A 17,250-nucleotide genomic window follows, 5' to 3' on the forward strand; every position below is an offset into this window, starting at 1 on the left:
GTGGCAAGATGAGTTTATTATTACTAAAAAGTCGCCCTTTAGTCGTTATTCCTGAATTAGCGGTACGCCTTGGTTTAAATGAGGCGATGCTGTTACAGCAAATTCAATATTGGCTAACTGAAACTACTTCAGGTGTTGAATATGACGGCTCACGCTGGATTTATAACACCGTCGAAGAGTGGAAGAATCAATTTCCTTTTTTCTCTGAATCAACGATTAAACGTGCTTTTACCAATTTGAAAAAGCAGGGCGTTTTACGCATCGAGCAAATCAATAAATCGAACCATGACCGTACTAATTATTATGCGATTAACTACGATCACCACTTGCTGACCGATGAGGTCAATATGACCCAATCGAACGATGATAATTCATCTAATCGAATAGTTCAAAATGACCTTATCGATAAGCGCAAATTGAAGCCTTCAAATAGTTCAAAATGCGCTGTTCTGAACGGGTCAAAATGGCCTGTTCTTACAGAGAATACAACAGAGATTACTTCAGAGAGTACAACAGAAACAGATCATTCGTCGCAGAATTCTGGCGAATCCAGCGACCAGCCAAAAAATGATTTTTTAACTCGTTATCCCGAAGCGGTAATTTACAGCCCTAACTTCCAAAAATGGGGCGATGAAGGTGATTTAAAAACGGCAAAATGGATGTTTGGTCGTGTTAAAAAACTGAATCCATCCGCGCTAGAGCCTACTTGGTACGACTGGGCGAACGATATTCGTTTGATGCGTCAAATCGATGGACGTACCCATGAGCAAATTTGTGGATTGTTCGACTGGGCCAACAAAGATTCATTCTGGCACCAAAACATTTTAAGCCCTCGTAAATTACGTAAACACTTTGATGAGCTGATCGTTCGTAGCCAAAAGCCAAAGGATGAGCCAAAGGTTCAAGTTGATACCGTTGAACGTGACAGCGCATTCTCACGCCTGATTGGTTCTCGTTCTAAACCTCAAAACCGTATTGAAGAGATCGCACTTGAATTAGCAGGTAAGACAGGCATTCGCCGTATGAGTGAGTTTTCTGGTCGCCAAGCATGGAACAGCATTTGGAAACAAGCGACTGAAATGTCACAGGAGGTTCAGCAATGATTGATTACGCACTGAAATTACAGGCATTAAAAAGCCAATCTGCTCACAAATTAAAAGAAATTGGTGATCAATGGCGAACACCTGAAAATCTGTATTGGGGTATCAATTCACTCTATGGGCCGTTCACGCTAGATTTATTTACTGATGCGCAAAACAGCAAATGCCCTCATTTCTACACCGTTGAGGATAATGCGCTTACCCAAGATTGGTCAGAAAAACTCAAAGAAATTGGCGGTTCAGCATTTGCCAACCCTCCTTATTCACGTAGTTCATATCATGAAAAACAGGCTGTCACAGGTGTTCGCCACATTATGAATCATGCGTTGGCTATGCGTGAAAAAGGCGGGCGTTATGTTTTCTTGTTGAAAGTGGCCACAAGCGAAACATGGTGGTGTGAAGAAGCGGACCATATTTGTTTTATTCGCGGTCGTGTTGGTTTTGATGTTCCACAATGGTTTGTTCCTGCAGATGAAAACCAAGTACCAACAGGGGCATTTTTTGCTGGCGCTATCGTGGTGTTTGATAAAACGTGGAATGGTAAAGCCATTGATTACATTCAACGCAGTGAGTTAGAGCAAATCGGCAAAACATTTATTGAACAAGCGAAATGGCTTGTATCGAGAGGTGTCGCATGAAAATCACAGAGCAAATCTTAGCGTTGTACAAAGTGGGTGAAGTAGTAGATCGCGACATTGTTACTCGTGATTTAGACACTAATTTAGCTGGCGCATCAAGAGCGCTGGCACACCTTTGGACTTTAGGTGCATTAGTCAGAATTAGCGAAGAACGTCCATTACGCTACAGAGTAACTAAAGAGGCAGAAAGAGTTTATTCAGCAATAACAGAATCACGTAAATCAGGTGAGTCAGTCTACATTGAAAAGTTGAATATTCAGAAGGCTAAAAAATGCGCTTTGCCAACTATCAGATGGGTAAAACACGCCACTTCTAATTTTGCACTCATGGGGAAATTACCAACCGAGCCCTACGATTCATTAGTAAGTTCAGTAAGAGGTAATCACTAATGCTAACTAGATACATTTTGTTCGTTGGTTTTTGGTTTGTAGTGACATTGCTAATTGGCTTATGGGGGACTTATGCCTGAACTCATGCTTACGTTGCCATTTCCACCTAGTGTTAACTCGTATTGGAGAAACATTAAGGGTAGAACGCTGATCAGTGAAAAAGGGCGTAAGTTTCGAATTAACACCATTGCTTCTGTATATGAGCAGTTAAAACGAAAACCCAAAGTAATTAAAGAAAATGTTTCTGTCCTGGTTCGCTTATATCCGCCCACAAAACAGCGCAGAGATATTGATAACTTTTTAAAAGCCCCGTTTGATGCATTAACACATGCGGGTATTTGGGAAGATGATCAGCAGGTAAAGCATATGGATGTGATGTTAATGGAAGTCGTAAAGGGTGGAAAATTAGAAATCACTATCCGCTCATTTAATAACGTGATGTACGGTCACGAGTAAAACGTGGAGAGAAATAACATGAATGGATTAATTGTTATTGATGAAATTTCGATCGCTCCTGAGATCACAGGAGCGCCTATTGCTACTGCTAGATGTTGTCAGCTTGGGAAGAACATGACCAGTCCTAATAATCCTCGTGAAATCCAACTCCATTTCTTTGAGAGTAAAACGGATGAATTGATCCGCATGGTGATGCTGAATAAACAGGTGAGTGCATGAAATTATTATTAACGCCTTATATTCAGCCAGAACTTGGTGTTGTGTTGCTTAAACCTGGTGCTGAATTACTTGAGCAATTTAAAAATCACCATCGTGTGATTATTAGTGATGTGCCTAAAAGTTTAGACGTGTTGCCCTCAGGCGCATTAACGGGTGATGAACAGCCAATTTTAAACAATAAGCACATCATTCAATTTCTTAATAGCAAAAAAGTAATCCACACCATAGATCAAGTATCACCGATGGATACGTGGGTTATCCGTAATATCAAGTGCTGCCAGATTGATAATGATGAAGATAATTACCATCATCACGAATTAGTAACGACATTTAATGAAGCTGGCGTGATCCGCACTTGCTGGCATCACGATAATCATATTCGCCATTCATCAGCAGGTTGGGTTGCTGAATTGGCCCATAAAAACCGTATCAATTGGATGTTGGATACTATTCGTAGTCGCTTGAGATTGGATAATGGCCACCAGCTAACGATACCTGATTTTTTCTCATTTGCAGTAATGCATAGTTTGGTTGATGAATTACCCGAAGCGATATTGCGCCAGATTTTAAATTGGTCAGATAAACAAGAAGAACGCAGAGTCCATGGTGGTTTTCCTGAAGCTGACATTATCCCAAGCAACGTGACAGCATTATCCGCAATGAATGAACGTTTAGATGCGATAAAGCCGATTATTAAAGTTGCTGTTGATCCGGAGCCACCAGCGTCATTTCTTCTTAAACCTAAAATGCAACGTTGGGAAAATACCAACTGGCTTCAATGGGTGAAAACTCAACCGTGTTGCGTGTGTGGGCAACAGGCTGATGATCCGCACCACATCATAGGTCATGGCATGGGAGGCATGGGTACTAAAGCTCACGACTTATTCACCATTCCATTGTGTCGTATTCATCATGACGAGTTGCATCGAGACCCGAAGCAATGGGAAGCCACTCACGACAATCAAATCGAATTGTTGTTTCATTTTTTAAACCGTTCATTAGGCATCGGTGCATTTATTTAACGTGTGTACGGCACGAGGAGTATTAGCATGAAATTAGAGTCAGCATTAAAACAATTTTATCCAAAGTCACCGATGATCACCGATACACCAAACTGTACAGATCCTGACAGAATGAAAGGAATGGATACTGCAGGTGCGCTTGGTATGACAGAACAACGCGCTAAGTTTGGCATATCTGCTTTTTTTGCGAAGAATGACGTGAGTGAAAAAGATAAGTTCAGCACCGTAGAACAGTTAACACAATATGCACTTAAAGTAACCCCCAAGCTGGTGGCTAAATCGGCGGGAAATAAGTTGGGTTACTGTTTAGTGATCCTCGCAAAAATGGCGTTTGAAGATTATGCCCGTTCAGCAGGTTCGGTTTGTGAATGTTCTGTGTGTGCAGGCAAAGGACTAATTTACAGTCGCAAAGATGTCGTTAAGTACCAAGGGAAAACAAGTATTGATGGAACTGTCATCATTGAGCCTTGGACTGAAAAAGAAAATGTCGGTGAGCTATGCAAAACCTGCAATGGAAAAGGAAAACTAACCTATCGTTGTCGCTGTAAAGGACGCGGAAAGGTTTTAGATGAAGAGCAGACGGAATTACAAGGCGGTGTACCTGTATTTAAAGATTGCCCTCGCTGTACTGGTAGGGGGTACAAGAGAATGCCATCTTCAGTCGCATACCAAGCAATAAAACATATAGTACCTGAGCTAACCCAACCTACATGGTCTCGTAACTGGAAACCGCTCTATGAGAAGTTAATTAGTAAATGCTTTCTTGAAGAGAGTGGTGCGGAAGTCGCATTTAATAAGATTACAAGATGACTGGTTATATAAACAGTTAAAAATTGCATTTTGAATAAGATTGCCTTATCATCTTTAAATAGTGGGCGATTTATTACTTACCACACTGAATTTTATCAAGACCTCGCTTATGTGGGGTCTTTGTTTTTTTAAATACTTCCAAATACATTAATTATTTTTTAGATATAGAGCTAGATTTTGAACTACCTTTGTTTGCCTTTATTTTTTATGTGGTAACCTACGAAATAATTTGAGTTATGTGATTAATAATTGCACATATATAAAGCGTTAGGTTAATTACGTTATAAATTAAAGGAATTTGTTGTGAGCAAAGACGAATCTATTGAAATTGAAGTAAGAAATGTAGTTGTTCATTTTCTTGATAAAGAACAGCATGGTGACGCAACACAAATTCTTAGTCCAACAATGAATACTGTAACCAATGCATCTCAGAGATTGATTGATGCAATTTGTGAACGTTATTCCGGAAGGACTGGTAAGGGGTATGGTCATTTTGAGGGGGATACAGATAATTATCCAATGGAAAGGATTGTCGCTGATTATTTAAATGCTCCTGACTCATTTTATGACATTTCAGTTCGTATGATGAATCATCTCGTTGATCGTTCACAGCAGGAGACCATGGCAACAGGAGGATACGTTCTATTTTCTCATATAATTATTGGGTCACATGAACATATACTTATTGCTATGGTAAATGCTACAACAGGCTCAGCAATTAATGATAATTTTATTATTGAAGACAGTGTATATTTAGATATTGCAAAGTTACGAGTTGCTGGACGAATTGATATAACTGCTTGGCAAAATGGTGCTGAACGTTATATTAGTTTTCTTAAAGGTCAGAGTACTGTTTCAAATTATTTCAAGCGTTTTTTAGGGTGTAATGACGTTTTGATCGCAAAGCAGGAATCTGAAAAACTAAAAAATGCTCTTCAGGCATTTGTTACTGAACAAGGGCTTGAAGCTGAGGAAAAAGAAAGCTTTCTCAGTAGAGCTTTTGAGCATTTAAGAGACCTGAGTAAGTCTACAACGCCTTTAAATTTAGATACATTTGTTAATTCAGTATGGCCACATGATCCTGATACTTTATCTGCTAAACTAGCATCAGAAGAGCTTGAATTATCAGATGGCTTCATCCCTGATGGTCGTATAATTCGTGGCTTGGTTAGTTTTAAAGGAAAATCACAATATTGGGAATTGAAATTTGATCGAGCTGGTATAAATAATGGCTCAGTAGAATACAATGAGGAAAATAATGAAATTATCCTCAGAAATATTTCAGATGAGCTTCGGCAGATATTTTTAGATGAGGTTTGATTTGTGAGCGGTTCCATTTCATTTGAGCAACTTATAGAACTATATAGAAGAATTGAGTTTACTGATGACTCAATGACTGGTTCTTTTTTGCTTGAAGATCAAACCGATTGCGATTTTATCGACCAATTGCTTAAGGATGAGCGAAAATTTGGAATTATGCTTGATTCAGGAAATTTAGTTGCAGGGGAAACAATTAGTTTAACCGTTGAGTTGCCAAGAACGTCATTTGGAAGTGTTTTCCGTAATGTAAGAGGAATGCTACAAGCTCCCAAAAATCTGTGTACGGAGCTGGATAACTATTTTATTTTTGATATTCAATTTTCAAAAAAGGACACGGAAGTTCCGCAAGATATTAAAAATTATAGAATGGTAATTAGTTTTTTATCTCTCCTTGAAGAAGATTCGGCATATTTTGATAAAACTACATATCAGTATATTTTTCTAGGTACTGAGGTTTTCAAACTTTCTCCACGCTACTCCTATGAAACTATAAGGGAACTAGATAATACATCTTTAGAAAACTTAATCTCGTGCTTTAAAGAAGATACTCATAGAGAACAAAAGTTAGATATTTTAGTTAATAGTATTCAAGTAGTCACAGAAGATATTGATGATAAAGAGAAATTTGAATATATGTTGAATAACCTTCAAAAACTTAAGGAACAGTTTTTAAAGGGGTATAAGATTTTTGCGTCAGGATTTTCATACGATAAGATCATGGATCAACTTCGTACTGCTAAAGTAGAAGAAATGGGGAAAATACATAAAGCATTTTCAGATATTCAAAATCACATACTTGGTATTCCAGTCGCATCAATCATAGTTGCTACTCAGTTTAAAAAAGCATCAACATGGCAAGGGCAAGGAATAACTAATACTTTTATTTTATTAGGATGTTTTATATTTATTTGTTTGGTTTTTTTGGTTTTATGTAATCAAAAACAAACTCTTAAGGTTATAAGTGAAGAATTAGTACATAAGAAAAAGCAAATAAATAAAGAGTATTCATTTATCAAGGATGATATTGATGGTGTTTTTAAATCAATCGAGAGTCGACTAACCATACAACGTTGGGCATTTAGAATTATTGGAGTTATATTGTTTGTGGGGTTAATATCAACAGTGTTTGCTTACATTTTAGTCACTGAGCCTGTGTTGGTATATGTTACTAATCATTGCAGTTGGTTTGCATCATTTGTAGATCTAATTAATTAATAATCAATATCATAGTTTTCTTATAAAGGTCACTTCGGTGACTTTTTTTATATATGTTAAATTAATTTAACGCATAGCAATCAAATTAATACATTAGCTTCATGTATAAAAATACGTAGCCACAGAATCAATCACGCATTAACCACTTCACACAATAACTGTGTGTCTGTATTCCTTTAACTAAACTCGGACACTCCGTAGGGGGTGTATATGCGCATGGAAAAATTAACCAATGCTACCTACGGAACGGCTGGCTTAACTGCCTTTTTTGCAAGTCTCTCACTTTATGAATGGGGATTTGTAATAGGGATGGGATTCAGCATGCTCCTTGGATTAGCAACTTACTTTATGACACAGCGAGAACAACGAAAACGAACAGCGTTATTTGCTGAATTAGTTCATCGAAATTGTTCTAGTGATCCGCAAGACATAGAAAAGATAGTTGGTGAAATGCTGACTAAAGCTAAAAAGGACATTTAATGAATCTAAAACAAAAGGTAGCTGCAGTTGCGAGTGCTGGTGCGGTAAGTATTGCGATAACAGTGATTGGTTACTTTGAAGGTGTTCGTTATGAACCTTATCGTGATGTTGCTGGAATTCTGACGGTTTGTTATGGGCATACAGGCAAAGACATTATTCAAGGTAAGACATACACACAGCAAGAATGTGACGAGTTACTTCAGAAAGACTTTATCAGAACGCAACAACAAGTTGATGTCCTGGTTAAAGTACCACTGGATGATAAAACAAAAGCTTCTCTATATTCCTTCGCTTTCAATGTCGGCACCACAGCTTTTGCACGTTCTACATTGCTAAAGAAATTAAATGCAGGTGATCAGTATGGTGCCTGTGAAGAAATGAAACGCTGGGTTTATGCAGGTGGCAAGGTATGGCGAGGGTTAGTCAGTCGTAGAGATGCGGAGTCAGCACTATGTCATGGAAACCTTTAATTATCGTTATTAGCTTTATCCTCGCATTACTTATCACAGTCGCTGGTGGCATTTATCTCTCAATTGATAATTCATGTGTTAACGACAAAGCCAGTTTAGAAAAACGCTGTCAGATAGCTCTCTCACATCATCGGTACTAATTATGAAGCATTGGAAACTTTACATTGTCATTGTGATAGTGGGGATTGTTGCTGGTGGTTGCGTGCTGATTAATGCACAAGCTAAAAGAATTAACACACTGACAGAAAAAAACAAAGAACTTACAGCCACACTCGAAGAGCAAAAGATTATCAATGCAGACTATCAAGTTCGCATAGAGCGACTAAATCAACTTGATATAAAGCACACACAGGAGCTTGTTAATGCAAAGAATGAAATTAGTCGCTTGCGTGATATTAGTGAGCGTAATCCTGAGCGGGTGTACATCAAAGCCAACTGTCCAAAGAGTACCAGCAATCCCACCACCAGCATGGATGATGCAACCACCGCCAGACCTACTGACACCGCTATCAGAAATTATTGGTTACTCCGAGAGCGAATTGCAGAATCAGAGCAAGTGATATTGGGATTACAGGATTATATTAGGACGGAGTGTGTGAACTAAAAAAAGCCCTACGTAGGGTACGAGGGCAAACTAACAAGATATCAATTAAAGTATAGCGATGTTTACTTAGTATAGCTTAGGTAAATATATATACCAGATTGATTATTCTTATCTATCTCCTACCTAAATAAACAGCGCAATATAAAAATAACCCTGTGAGTTTGGGCTCCCACAGGGCTTTCACTAGTATGTGTGAAAACAATAGATTATCAATATCCACTAAGCCAATCTGTTAATAATCAACGTAAGTTTTTAGAAAACAATCGCCTCGCAATAGCGGGGCTTTTTAATGGAGAAATATCATGGCAGTAGAAGGTTCAGATAATCCAGTTAAATTCCGTGAAGAACTGGATAAAAGCATTCTAAAAGAATAAAAAAAGCCCAGCATGGGAGGCTGGGCAATACTATCAAGATGTAATTAGATACAAACATAGTGAATTTTTTATTATTACTTAAGTAGGTATATTCACTAGTAGATTATTCTTAGTTATCTAATTTTGATTGGTGTAATGGATACAAAATAAAAATAACCCTGTGAGTTTGATTTCACAGGGCGGCTGAATTTAAGCAAAAAATAAATACATATTAATCATACTGCTATTTTTATTTCGTGCCAATAGAAGAAAACGTAGCGTTGTCGCTGTTTCCTATGTTAGCCATGACCTGTTTTATTCTCGACAGATAGCGCATAGTGAGAGTCAAAAACAATGAATACCACCGCCTTAGCTATTTTCGGTCATTATCAGCAACGTCAGCTGTAGGTAGAAGAAAGGACGTGACTATGGAGAGACATTATTAATTCTACAAACATCATTCATTGCGTGGCGTTGATAGAGTTTATATAGATAGCCATCAGTTAATCGCTGGTGGCTTTTTTATTGGAGAGGATCATGTCAGATAATACTATTCAATTAAAAGTCTCAGTAGATACCACTGAGTTAGATAGGTTAGAAGAACAACTCACTCGCATTAAACAACTGGTGCAAGATGTGGGTATCAATATCAGCATTAAACCAAAGCAAAGTAACGATTTATTTATTGCAGGCTTAAGTGGTTGTTTTATTAAAGATGCTGTTATTGATTCACCAAAAATTAAATTTAGTGCGTCAGGTGATGCGGTATTTAGTGGTGTGCTTGCTATTGGTGAAGTAGAGCAGGATATCAATGCTCAATTGGCAGATTTACGTATGCGAGCTGATCGACAAGATGCAAATATCAATGAGCTAATGCAGGCGCGAGAAATTGAACGTCATGCGTGGGCTAAACTTATGAACGAGCTAAATAACAGAACGTGGTGTAGTCAGAAGTAAAAAAGGGGCCAATATTACCCCCTTAGTAATTAAATAGTTAATGATTAAAAACTATATGGTGCGCTATCTAATATTTTTTGAAATTCACTTTCAGTAATATCATACATTCTATTTTGCACATTTAAACTTTTATAACAGTTTATCATGCGACGATAGTTATCAATTGTTTGAGAATGGGTGTTTGAGATAGGATCTTTTTGTTCGGTGAATCTGTTTATTTTCCAAAAACCCTCAAGAATATTAGTGTATTTATATTCATTATTTCCATCAAAACCGGGAAGTTGAATACCATCTTCAATTAATTTGAGATTATTTTTCTTGATTAGCTCCTGTTGTTTATCCTTAGAAAATTTTCTTAAGGAAGCAGACAACCCTCTATACATATTTAATATCTCTACAAGAAAATCACGATCTTCCTTAGTGTGATTAGACGATTCATCATCTAATAAAAATGAATATTCAGCATTAATAATCCATTCATTACCTGATGTAATAGCATATTTAATAATATCAGGATCTATATCCGAATCTATACCTAAGTGCTTAGCAATGTCGCAAAGAAGTATAGTGTCTATTTTTTCTTTAACATTCATAATATTACCTTTTGGTTTTATATTTAAATTAATAACTCATTAATATATTTAATGCTTATTAGATATTTAGTAAAGGATATGCGTCTCAATTTATAGTTTTATTAATTCAAAAGGTACTCCCAGCGGGGTACCCTCTCCACGGGGCGGCGCGCACGCGGGAAACGGCTAGTTTTCTGATTTTCATGGTGTCAGCAACAGGTCTCATAATTGATTGATATATATAGATATAAACAGTATTGAGGTGACAATATTATTTAATTGTTGTCACCTCAATGCTATTTATCGTATTGATTTTTATTACAAAACAAGAAAATCACCTGACCAAGTGAGGTGTCGATGTCTAATGTCAGCAATCTGGGAGACGCCTATAACTGGAGTGTTGCAAAGATTGCTGAGGCATTCGGGCTAAACCGAGGCACAGTTAAAAAGAGATTATTAGAAGCTAATGTTCCCATTGCTAATACAGTCAGAGGAAACCCTGTTTATGCATTGCGAGATGTTGGGCCGATAATTTTTGCAGATGACAGTAAAGGTGGGGAAGGGATTCAAGATCCTGACCTTATGTTTCCTAAAGATAGAAAAGATTGGTATCAGTCTGAAAATGAAAGAATTAAATTTGAAACTACATTAAAACAACTTATTCCGGCATCAGAAGTTCATCGAGAAATGGCGGTTATTGTCAAGGCTATTGCTCAGGTTCTGGAAACGTGGCCAGACAGGTTAGAGCGAGATCACGGATGGAATGCAGAACAATTAGTACAGGTTCAAATTGTTATTGATGAAATGAGAGAGCTGCTATCCAGTGAAGTGAATAATGCAGAAGCGATGGAGGAATAATGACAGTAAGATTTGCTTCCGCTTCATCCATTCGGCGTGATGTATCCACACTATTAAAACCACCAAACAGATTACCTGTCGCGGAAGCCGTTAAAAAATATATGAGAGTTCCTCTTGATGGTGGTAGCTCATTACCTTGGGATGACACATTAACACCTTACATTATTGAGCCTATGAATTGTTTAACATCTAGGCGATATGATGCTGTTATTTTTGTGGGCCCAGCTCGAACAGGTAAATCCTTAGCGCTAATTGATGGATGGATTGTTTACACCATTGTCTGTGATCCTGCTGATTTTTTATTAATTCAAATGACAGAGGATAAAGCCAGAGAGCACTCTAAAAAACGGCTGGATAGAACGTTTAGAGTGAGTAAAGAGGTATCAAAGCGGTTAAGTCCTCGCACAAACGATAATAACGTTCACGATAAAACATTTAGAGCGGGAAATTACCTAAAAATAGGATGGCCAACTGTCAATATTATGTCGTCATCAGATTATCGTTTTGTTGCTTTAACTGATTATGACCGCTTTCCTGAGAACATTGACGGTGAAGGTGATGCATTTTCGCTAGCATCAAAACGGACAACCACTTTTATGTCAGCTGGCATGACGCTGGTGGAGAGCTCTCCTGGTCGTGAAATAACAAATACAAAGTGGAGTCGAACGTTACCTCATGAAGCCCCGCCAACAACAGGTATTTTATCACTTTATAACCGTGGTGATCGCCGTCGTTGGTATTGGCCTTGCCCACATTGTGGTGAATATTTTCAACCTATAAAAGATAACATGGTTGGATTTTCATTAACGGACGATCCCTTTGAAGCAGGTAAAAATGCTTATCTTCAATGCCCTCACTGTTTATCAAAGATAGAACATGACCAAAAAAGAACATTAAACAATAAAGGCGTATGGCTGATAGAGGGGCAATCAATTGATAAAACAGGGAAAATAACGGGTAACCCTCGCTACTCAAGATTTGCATCATTTTGGATGGAAGGGCCAGCTGCCGCTTATCAAACATGGGCTCAACTAGTAAATAAGTTTGTTGGTGCAGAGCAAGAATATGAATTAACGGGCAGTGAAGAAACATTAAAGTCAGTGACTAATACAGACTGGGGTTTGCCTTATCTGCCGAAAGTTGCACAAGAACAGCGTCAGAGTGATGAATTAATCAATCGTGTTGAAGACTTAGGCGAATTGATTGTTCCTGATGGCGTACGATTCTTGGTTGCCACAGTTGACGTACAGGGCGGTAAAAAACGACGCTTTGTGGTTCAGGTGGTCGGTTACGGTGAAAAAGGCGAACGCTGGGTGATTGACCGCTTTGAAATCACCCAATCTCTTCGTTATGACAACAACGGTGAATGTCGTCGAATTGATCCGGGTTCGTATCCCGAAGATTGGCAAGTATTAATCACCGATGTATTAGAGAAAACCTACCCATTACAGCACTATTCTCATCATGAAATGGGGATCATGATGCTTGGGGTGGACTCCGGTGGTGAAGATGGCGTTACTGATAATGCTTATAAATTTTGGCGTCGTTGTCGAAAAGAAGGGCTACATCGTAAAGTTTATCTCTTTAAAGGGGATGGGCATAAACGCAGTAAGTTAATCACCAAATCATTCCCCGATAACACCAGCCGTTCCGAAAGGCGCGCTCAAGCGAAAGGGGATGTGCCTCTTTATTTACTGCAAACTGACCAACTTAAAGACCGGATCAGCTCTGCGTTATCGCGCGATACCGTCGGGCCTAATTATATTCATTTCCCTGATTGGCTGGATGAATCGTTCTATGACGAGTTGACGTATGAAGAGCGTGACGAAAAAGGGCATTGGGAAAAACCGGGTCGAGGCGCTAATGAGGCATTTGACTTGATGGTTTACGCCCATGCCTTGGTGATATTAAAAGGGTACGAAGGTATCAATTGGGAAAAACCGCCTAAATGGGCAAGGTTGCCTGATGTAACGCTTTCCTCATCTCCGTCAATTGCCGATATCGCCCCAGAGCCTGAAATAAAACCCTCACCCGAAACCCAAAAACAGGAAACGCCTGCCGTATCAGCATGGGTACCGGTATCAAACAGCGGAGGCTGGATATGACGAAAGAAGAAATTGAACACATGATTGAGCAATACCGTTTAGCGGAAGAGGCGGTATTAAAAGGCAAGTCCATCACCTTTAATGGGCAAGCCATGACAATGGAAAACCTCAACGAGATCATTAAAGGCCGTGAGCGTTGGGAGTCACGTTTATCGGCATTGATATCGAGAAAACGAGGCAATCCAATGTATAAATTAGCGAGGTTTCGATGACATTATTAGACAACGCCATTGGTTATTTTGCGCCAAACTGGCAAGCCTCGCGCCTCCGCTCTCGATTACAAATTAAAGCTTATGAAGCCGTTTTACCCACTCGCACACATCCCGCTAAACGTGAAAATCGCAATGGCAACCAGCTGACTCAATTTGGTGGCACATCATTACGGGAGCAAGCGCGCTGGCTAGATAACAATCACGATATTTCTATCGGCATTCTCGACAAGATGGAGGAGCGCATTGTCGGGGCGAAGGGCATTATTGTTGAGCCTCAGCCCTTAGATGGCGCAGGGCAAATCCATGAGGATTTAGCGTCGCAAATTCGCCAAGCTTGGGCTGAGTGGTCAGTATTACCCGAAGTGACAGGGCAATTTAGTCGCCCAGTGTTAGAGCGTTTATTGGTGAGAACGTGGCTACGTGATGGTGAAGTCTTTGCTCAACTCGTCAAAGGTAAAGCCAAAGGATTAGAACCTCAAGCCAATATCTATTTTTGGCTCGAAGCCTTAGAGCCTGACTTTGTGCCGATCCACATGAATATGCCTGAAAGTAAGATTATCCAAGGCATTAAGTTCAATGAGTGGGGGCGACCCACAGGGTATCAGGTGTATAAAAACCTCCCTCAATTCAGTGCCAATTTAGGGGATATTAAAACCATCGATGCCGAAAATATGTTGCACCTGAAATTCACCCGTCGGCTTCATCAAGCGCGAGGTGTCAGTTTATTTTCGGGGATCTTAATGCGCTTAAGTGCGTTAAAAGATTACGAAGATGCGGAGTTAACCTCTGCACGTATTGCAGCTTCATTGGGCATGTACATTAAAAAAGGCGATGCTGGCTCTTTCCCTGATGGCGAATACGACGAAGATGAGCAACGTAACATCGATATTCAGCCGGGCATGATTTACGACGGATTAAAACCGGGTGAAGAAGTAGGTATGATCAAATCAGACCGACCGAATCCTAATCTACAAACTTTTCGCAATGGGCAATTACGTGCGGTTTCTGCGGGCAGTCGAGGCAGTTATTCCAGTATCGCCCGTGACTATAACGGCACATATAGCGCTCAACGACAAGAGCTGGTGGAGTCGTTTGAAGGTTATAACATTTTTCAAGACACCTTTGTGGCGGGTATTAGCCGTCCGATGTATCGCAATTGGTTAAAAATGGCGATAGCCAGTGGTGTGATCGCAGTGCCTCCTGATGTTGACGCTAAATCACTGTTTAATGCGGTTTACAGTGGCCCCGTAATGCCGTGGATTGACCCGAAAAAAGAGTCTGAGGCATGGAAAACCTTGTTACGTGGTGGGGCGTCAACAGAAAGCGACTGGATACGTGCTAAAGGGGGAAACCCTGCAGATGTGAAACGTCGTCGTAAAACCGAAATTGACGAAAATAAACGATTAGGACTGGTATTTGATACTGATCCTTCTAATGACAAAGGGGCACAAGATGCTAAGCAACAAGAACTTGATGACGATGCCTAAAATGTCGAGGCCAGTAAATCAAAAAAGCTGGTTTCGCATGCAGGCCAAAGAAGACCAAACCGCAGATATCTATATTTATGATGAGATCGGCGGGTGGGGAATTAGCGCAAGACGCTTTACAGAAGATTTACTCTCGCTGGGTAATCTCAGCCATATCAATCTGCATATTCACTCACCGGGTGGTGAGGTGTTTGATGGTATTGCCATTTATAACCAACTTAAAAATCATTCCGCGACAATCACGGTTTATATCGATGGTTTGGCCGCCTCAATGGCGTCGGTCATTGCGATGGTGGGTGATACGGTCATTATGCCGAAAAATGCCATGATGATGATCCACAAACCGTGGGGTGTTTCATGGGGAGATGCGAATGATATGCGTGAATATGCTGACTTGCTCGACAAGTTAGAAAACGTACTCATTCCTGCTTATGTGGCCAAAACAGGAAAAACAACAGAAGAAATGACCGCCATGTTGGAGCAGGAAACATGGCTTGATGGCGATGAGTGTGTTGAACACGGTTTCGCCGATAAAGTGATTGAGCCAGTGAAAGCAATGGCAAATCTTACATCTAAACGAATTGAGGAATTTTCATCTATGCCAAGTGAAATTAAAAATCAAATTATCCCTAAAAACACGACGAGTCCTACTCAACAACCTAATCCAGCGCCGACACCTGCGCCTCAACCTAATGTCTCCTATGCTGATGAGCAAGTGCGCTTAAATGGGATTAAAGATTTATTTGCCATGTTCGGAGGTCGTCATAATGATTTGATGATCACTTGTTTAGCGGATGCGAGTTGTTCTGTTGAGAAAGCGCGGGAGCAATTACTTAACACGGTTGCACAACAACAAAATCCTGAACCATCAAATACGGTTAATATGCAACATATCCATGCAGGAAACGGCAATATTGTCGGTGACAGTGTGCGTGCTTCTGTTATGGCGCGTGCGGGTTATCAGGATTATGAAAAAGATAACGCCTATAACAGCATGACACTGCGTGAATTAGCGCGCGCATCACTGACAGAGCGTGGCATCGGTGTGGCCACGTATAATCCGATGCAAATGATCGGTATGGCCTTTACGCACAGCACCTCTGATTTCGGTAATATCCTGCTGGATGTCGCGAATAAAGCGATTTTGCTCGGCTGGGAAGAAAACGACGAAACCTTTGAAAAATGGACGAAAAAAGGGCAACTCAGTGACTTTAAAACTGCACATCGTGTGGGATTGGGGGCATTCCCTTCCTTACGTCAAGTGCGTGAAGGAGCAGAATATAAGTACGTTACGCTGGATGATAAAGGCGAAACCATCGCACTGGCGACCTACGGTGAGTTATTTAGCATTACCCGTCAAGCCATCATCAATGATGATATGAATATGCTGACAGATGTGCCAATGAAGTTCGGTCGTGCAGCTAAAGCCACTGTCGGTGATTTGGTGTATGCGGTGCTTATCGACAATGAAAAAATGAGCGATAAAAAAGCACTATTTAGTGCCGATCATAAAAACATGATCACCGGCGGGATGGATGTAGAAACCATCAGTGCGGGTCGAACTGCTATGCGTCAACAAAAAGAAGGTGAGCGTACACTCAATATTCGCCCTGCCTTTATGTTGGTACCGACCACGCTAGAAACACAAGCTATCCAAGTGGTTAAATCAGGCAGCGTGAAAGGCGCGGATGTTAATTCTAATATCATTAACCCAGTGCGCGATTTAGCGGAAATTATCGCTGAGCCTCGTTTAGATGATGCAAGCGAAAAAGATTGGTATATGGCCTCACGCCAAGGCAGTGACACCATTGAAGTGGCGTACTTAAACGGGATTGATGTGCCGTATATTGATCAGCTTGAAGGTTTTACCTCTGATGGTGTCACTACAAAGGTACGTATTGATGCAGGTGTGGCACCGGTTGATTATCGCGGTCTGCTTAAAGTAACTGGTAAGTAGGACATCTTTTTTCTTTGATTTGTCCT

General features: G+C 40.0%; 20 protein-coding genes. 19 read left to right on the plus strand and 1 reads right to left on the minus strand.

Annotated elements, in window-relative coordinates; translation table 11 throughout:
- Positions 1-8 precede the first annotated feature (8 nt).
- The 14 genes from GWJ05_RS07875 (at position 9) to GWJ05_RS07935 (ending at position 10,033) form a co-directional block, all read left to right on the plus strand.
- Positions 9-1,103 (plus strand): replication protein, encoded by a 1,095-nt coding sequence (locus GWJ05_RS07875; RefSeq protein ID WP_161681282.1) that lies wholly within the window; start codon positions 9-11, stop codon positions 1,101-1,103.
- On the plus strand, positions 1,100-1,738 hold the full coding sequence (locus tag GWJ05_RS07880; protein WP_161681283.1) for a phage N-6-adenine-methyltransferase: 639 nt from the start codon (positions 1,100-1,102) through the stop codon (positions 1,736-1,738). The genes GWJ05_RS07875 and GWJ05_RS07880 overlap by 4 nt, the downstream gene beginning before the upstream one ends.
- Positions 1,735-2,127 carry a hypothetical protein gene (locus GWJ05_RS07885; RefSeq protein WP_006533945.1) on the plus strand — a complete coding sequence of 131 codons (393 nt, stop codon included), beginning with the start codon at positions 1,735-1,737 and terminating at the stop codon, positions 2,125-2,127. The genes GWJ05_RS07880 and GWJ05_RS07885 overlap by 4 nt, the downstream gene beginning before the upstream one ends.
- Before the next feature lie 72 nt (positions 2,128-2,199).
- Entirely contained in the window at positions 2,200-2,583 is a 384-nt protein-coding gene (locus GWJ05_RS07890) for a RusA family crossover junction endodeoxyribonuclease (protein WP_161681284.1), read from the plus strand.
- 18 nt (positions 2,584-2,601) lie between these two features.
- Complete coding sequence (locus GWJ05_RS07895; RefSeq protein ID WP_443094229.1) at positions 2,602-2,802, plus strand: hypothetical protein; 201 nt, start codon at positions 2,602-2,604, stop codon at positions 2,800-2,802.
- Positions 2,799-3,824 carry a DUF968 domain-containing protein gene (locus tag GWJ05_RS07900; protein WP_161681285.1) on the plus strand — a complete coding sequence of 342 codons (1,026 nt, stop codon included), beginning with the start codon at positions 2,799-2,801 and terminating at the stop codon, positions 3,822-3,824. The genes GWJ05_RS07895 and GWJ05_RS07900 overlap by 4 nt, the downstream gene beginning before the upstream one ends.
- Before the next feature lie 27 nt (positions 3,825-3,851).
- Positions 3,852-4,634 carry an antitermination protein gene (locus tag GWJ05_RS07905; protein ID WP_161681286.1) on the plus strand — a complete coding sequence of 261 codons (783 nt, stop codon included), beginning with the start codon at positions 3,852-3,854 and terminating at the stop codon, positions 4,632-4,634.
- Between the two features lie 303 nt (positions 4,635-4,937).
- A complete protein-coding gene (locus tag GWJ05_RS07910; protein WP_337247519.1) occupies positions 4,938-5,954 on the plus strand; it encodes a nucleoid-associated protein in 1,017 nt (338 codons plus the stop codon).
- Positions 5,955-5,957: 3 nt separating this feature from the next.
- Positions 5,958-7,169, plus strand: a complete 1,212-nt coding sequence (locus GWJ05_RS07915; protein ID WP_161681287.1) for a hypothetical protein — start codon at positions 5,958-5,960, stop codon at positions 7,167-7,169.
- A gap of 210 nt (positions 7,170-7,379) precedes the next feature.
- A complete protein-coding gene (locus tag GWJ05_RS07920) occupies positions 7,380-7,649 on the plus strand; it encodes a bacteriophage protein (protein WP_036904926.1) in 270 nt (89 codons plus the stop codon).
- Positions 7,649-8,119: a lysozyme gene (locus GWJ05_RS07925; protein ID WP_100160167.1), complete on the plus strand. Its 471-nt coding sequence runs from the start codon at positions 7,649-7,651 to the stop codon at positions 8,117-8,119. Before GWJ05_RS07920 ends, GWJ05_RS07925 begins: the two co-directional genes overlap by 1 nt.
- The gene (locus tag GWJ05_RS18425) at positions 8,101-8,259 is read left to right on the plus strand and encodes a hypothetical protein (RefSeq protein ID WP_006533932.1); all 159 of its coding nucleotides are present in this window, start codon (positions 8,101-8,103) and stop codon (positions 8,257-8,259) included. Before GWJ05_RS07925 ends, GWJ05_RS18425 begins: the two co-directional genes overlap by 19 nt.
- A 2-nt stretch (positions 8,260-8,261) precedes the next feature.
- Positions 8,262-8,723 carry a lysis protein gene (locus tag GWJ05_RS07930; protein WP_161681288.1) on the plus strand — a complete coding sequence of 154 codons (462 nt, stop codon included), beginning with the start codon at positions 8,262-8,264 and terminating at the stop codon, positions 8,721-8,723.
- 890 nt (positions 8,724-9,613) lie between these two features.
- Positions 9,614-10,033, plus strand: coding sequence for a hypothetical protein (locus tag GWJ05_RS07935; RefSeq protein ID WP_161681289.1), 420 nt, complete (start codon positions 9,614-9,616; stop codon positions 10,031-10,033).
- 44 nt (positions 10,034-10,077) lie between these two features.
- Here GWJ05_RS07935 and GWJ05_RS07940 read toward each other — a convergent pair whose 3' ends face one another.
- Positions 10,078-10,626, minus strand: a complete 549-nt coding sequence (locus tag GWJ05_RS07940; protein ID WP_161681290.1) for a YfbU family protein — start codon at positions 10,624-10,626, stop codon at positions 10,078-10,080.
- A gap of 336 nt (positions 10,627-10,962) precedes the next feature.
- On the opposite strand from GWJ05_RS07940, the gene GWJ05_RS07945 reads away from it, so the two are divergent.
- From GWJ05_RS07945 to GWJ05_RS07965, 5 genes are read left to right on the plus strand one after another with little or no spacing between them, the layout of a single operon-like run.
- Positions 10,963-11,463, plus strand: a complete 501-nt coding sequence (locus GWJ05_RS07945) for a DUF1441 family protein (protein ID WP_161681291.1) — start codon at positions 10,963-10,965, stop codon at positions 11,461-11,463.
- Positions 11,463-13,568 carry a phage terminase large subunit family protein gene (locus GWJ05_RS07950; protein WP_161681292.1) on the plus strand — a complete coding sequence of 702 codons (2,106 nt, stop codon included), beginning with the start codon at positions 11,463-11,465 and terminating at the stop codon, positions 13,566-13,568. Before GWJ05_RS07945 ends, GWJ05_RS07950 begins: the two co-directional genes overlap by 1 nt.
- Complete coding sequence (locus GWJ05_RS07955; RefSeq protein WP_004247869.1) at positions 13,565-13,780, plus strand: hypothetical protein; 216 nt, start codon at positions 13,565-13,567, stop codon at positions 13,778-13,780. Before GWJ05_RS07950 ends, GWJ05_RS07955 begins: the two co-directional genes overlap by 4 nt.
- The gene (locus tag GWJ05_RS07960; RefSeq protein ID WP_161681293.1) at positions 13,777-15,267 is read left to right on the plus strand and encodes a phage portal protein; all 1,491 of its coding nucleotides are present in this window, start codon (positions 13,777-13,779) and stop codon (positions 15,265-15,267) included. Before GWJ05_RS07955 ends, GWJ05_RS07960 begins: the two co-directional genes overlap by 4 nt.
- Positions 15,233-17,224, plus strand: a complete 1,992-nt coding sequence (locus GWJ05_RS07965) for a ClpP-like prohead protease/major capsid protein fusion protein (protein ID WP_161681294.1) — start codon at positions 15,233-15,235, stop codon at positions 17,222-17,224. The genes GWJ05_RS07960 and GWJ05_RS07965 overlap by 35 nt, the downstream gene beginning before the upstream one ends.
- Positions 17,225-17,250: the final 26 nt, after the last annotated feature.

The sequence above is a fragment of the Proteus sp. G2626 genome (assembly GCF_009915985.1).
Lineage (GTDB): Bacteria > Pseudomonadota > Gammaproteobacteria > Enterobacterales > Enterobacteriaceae > Proteus > Proteus vulgaris.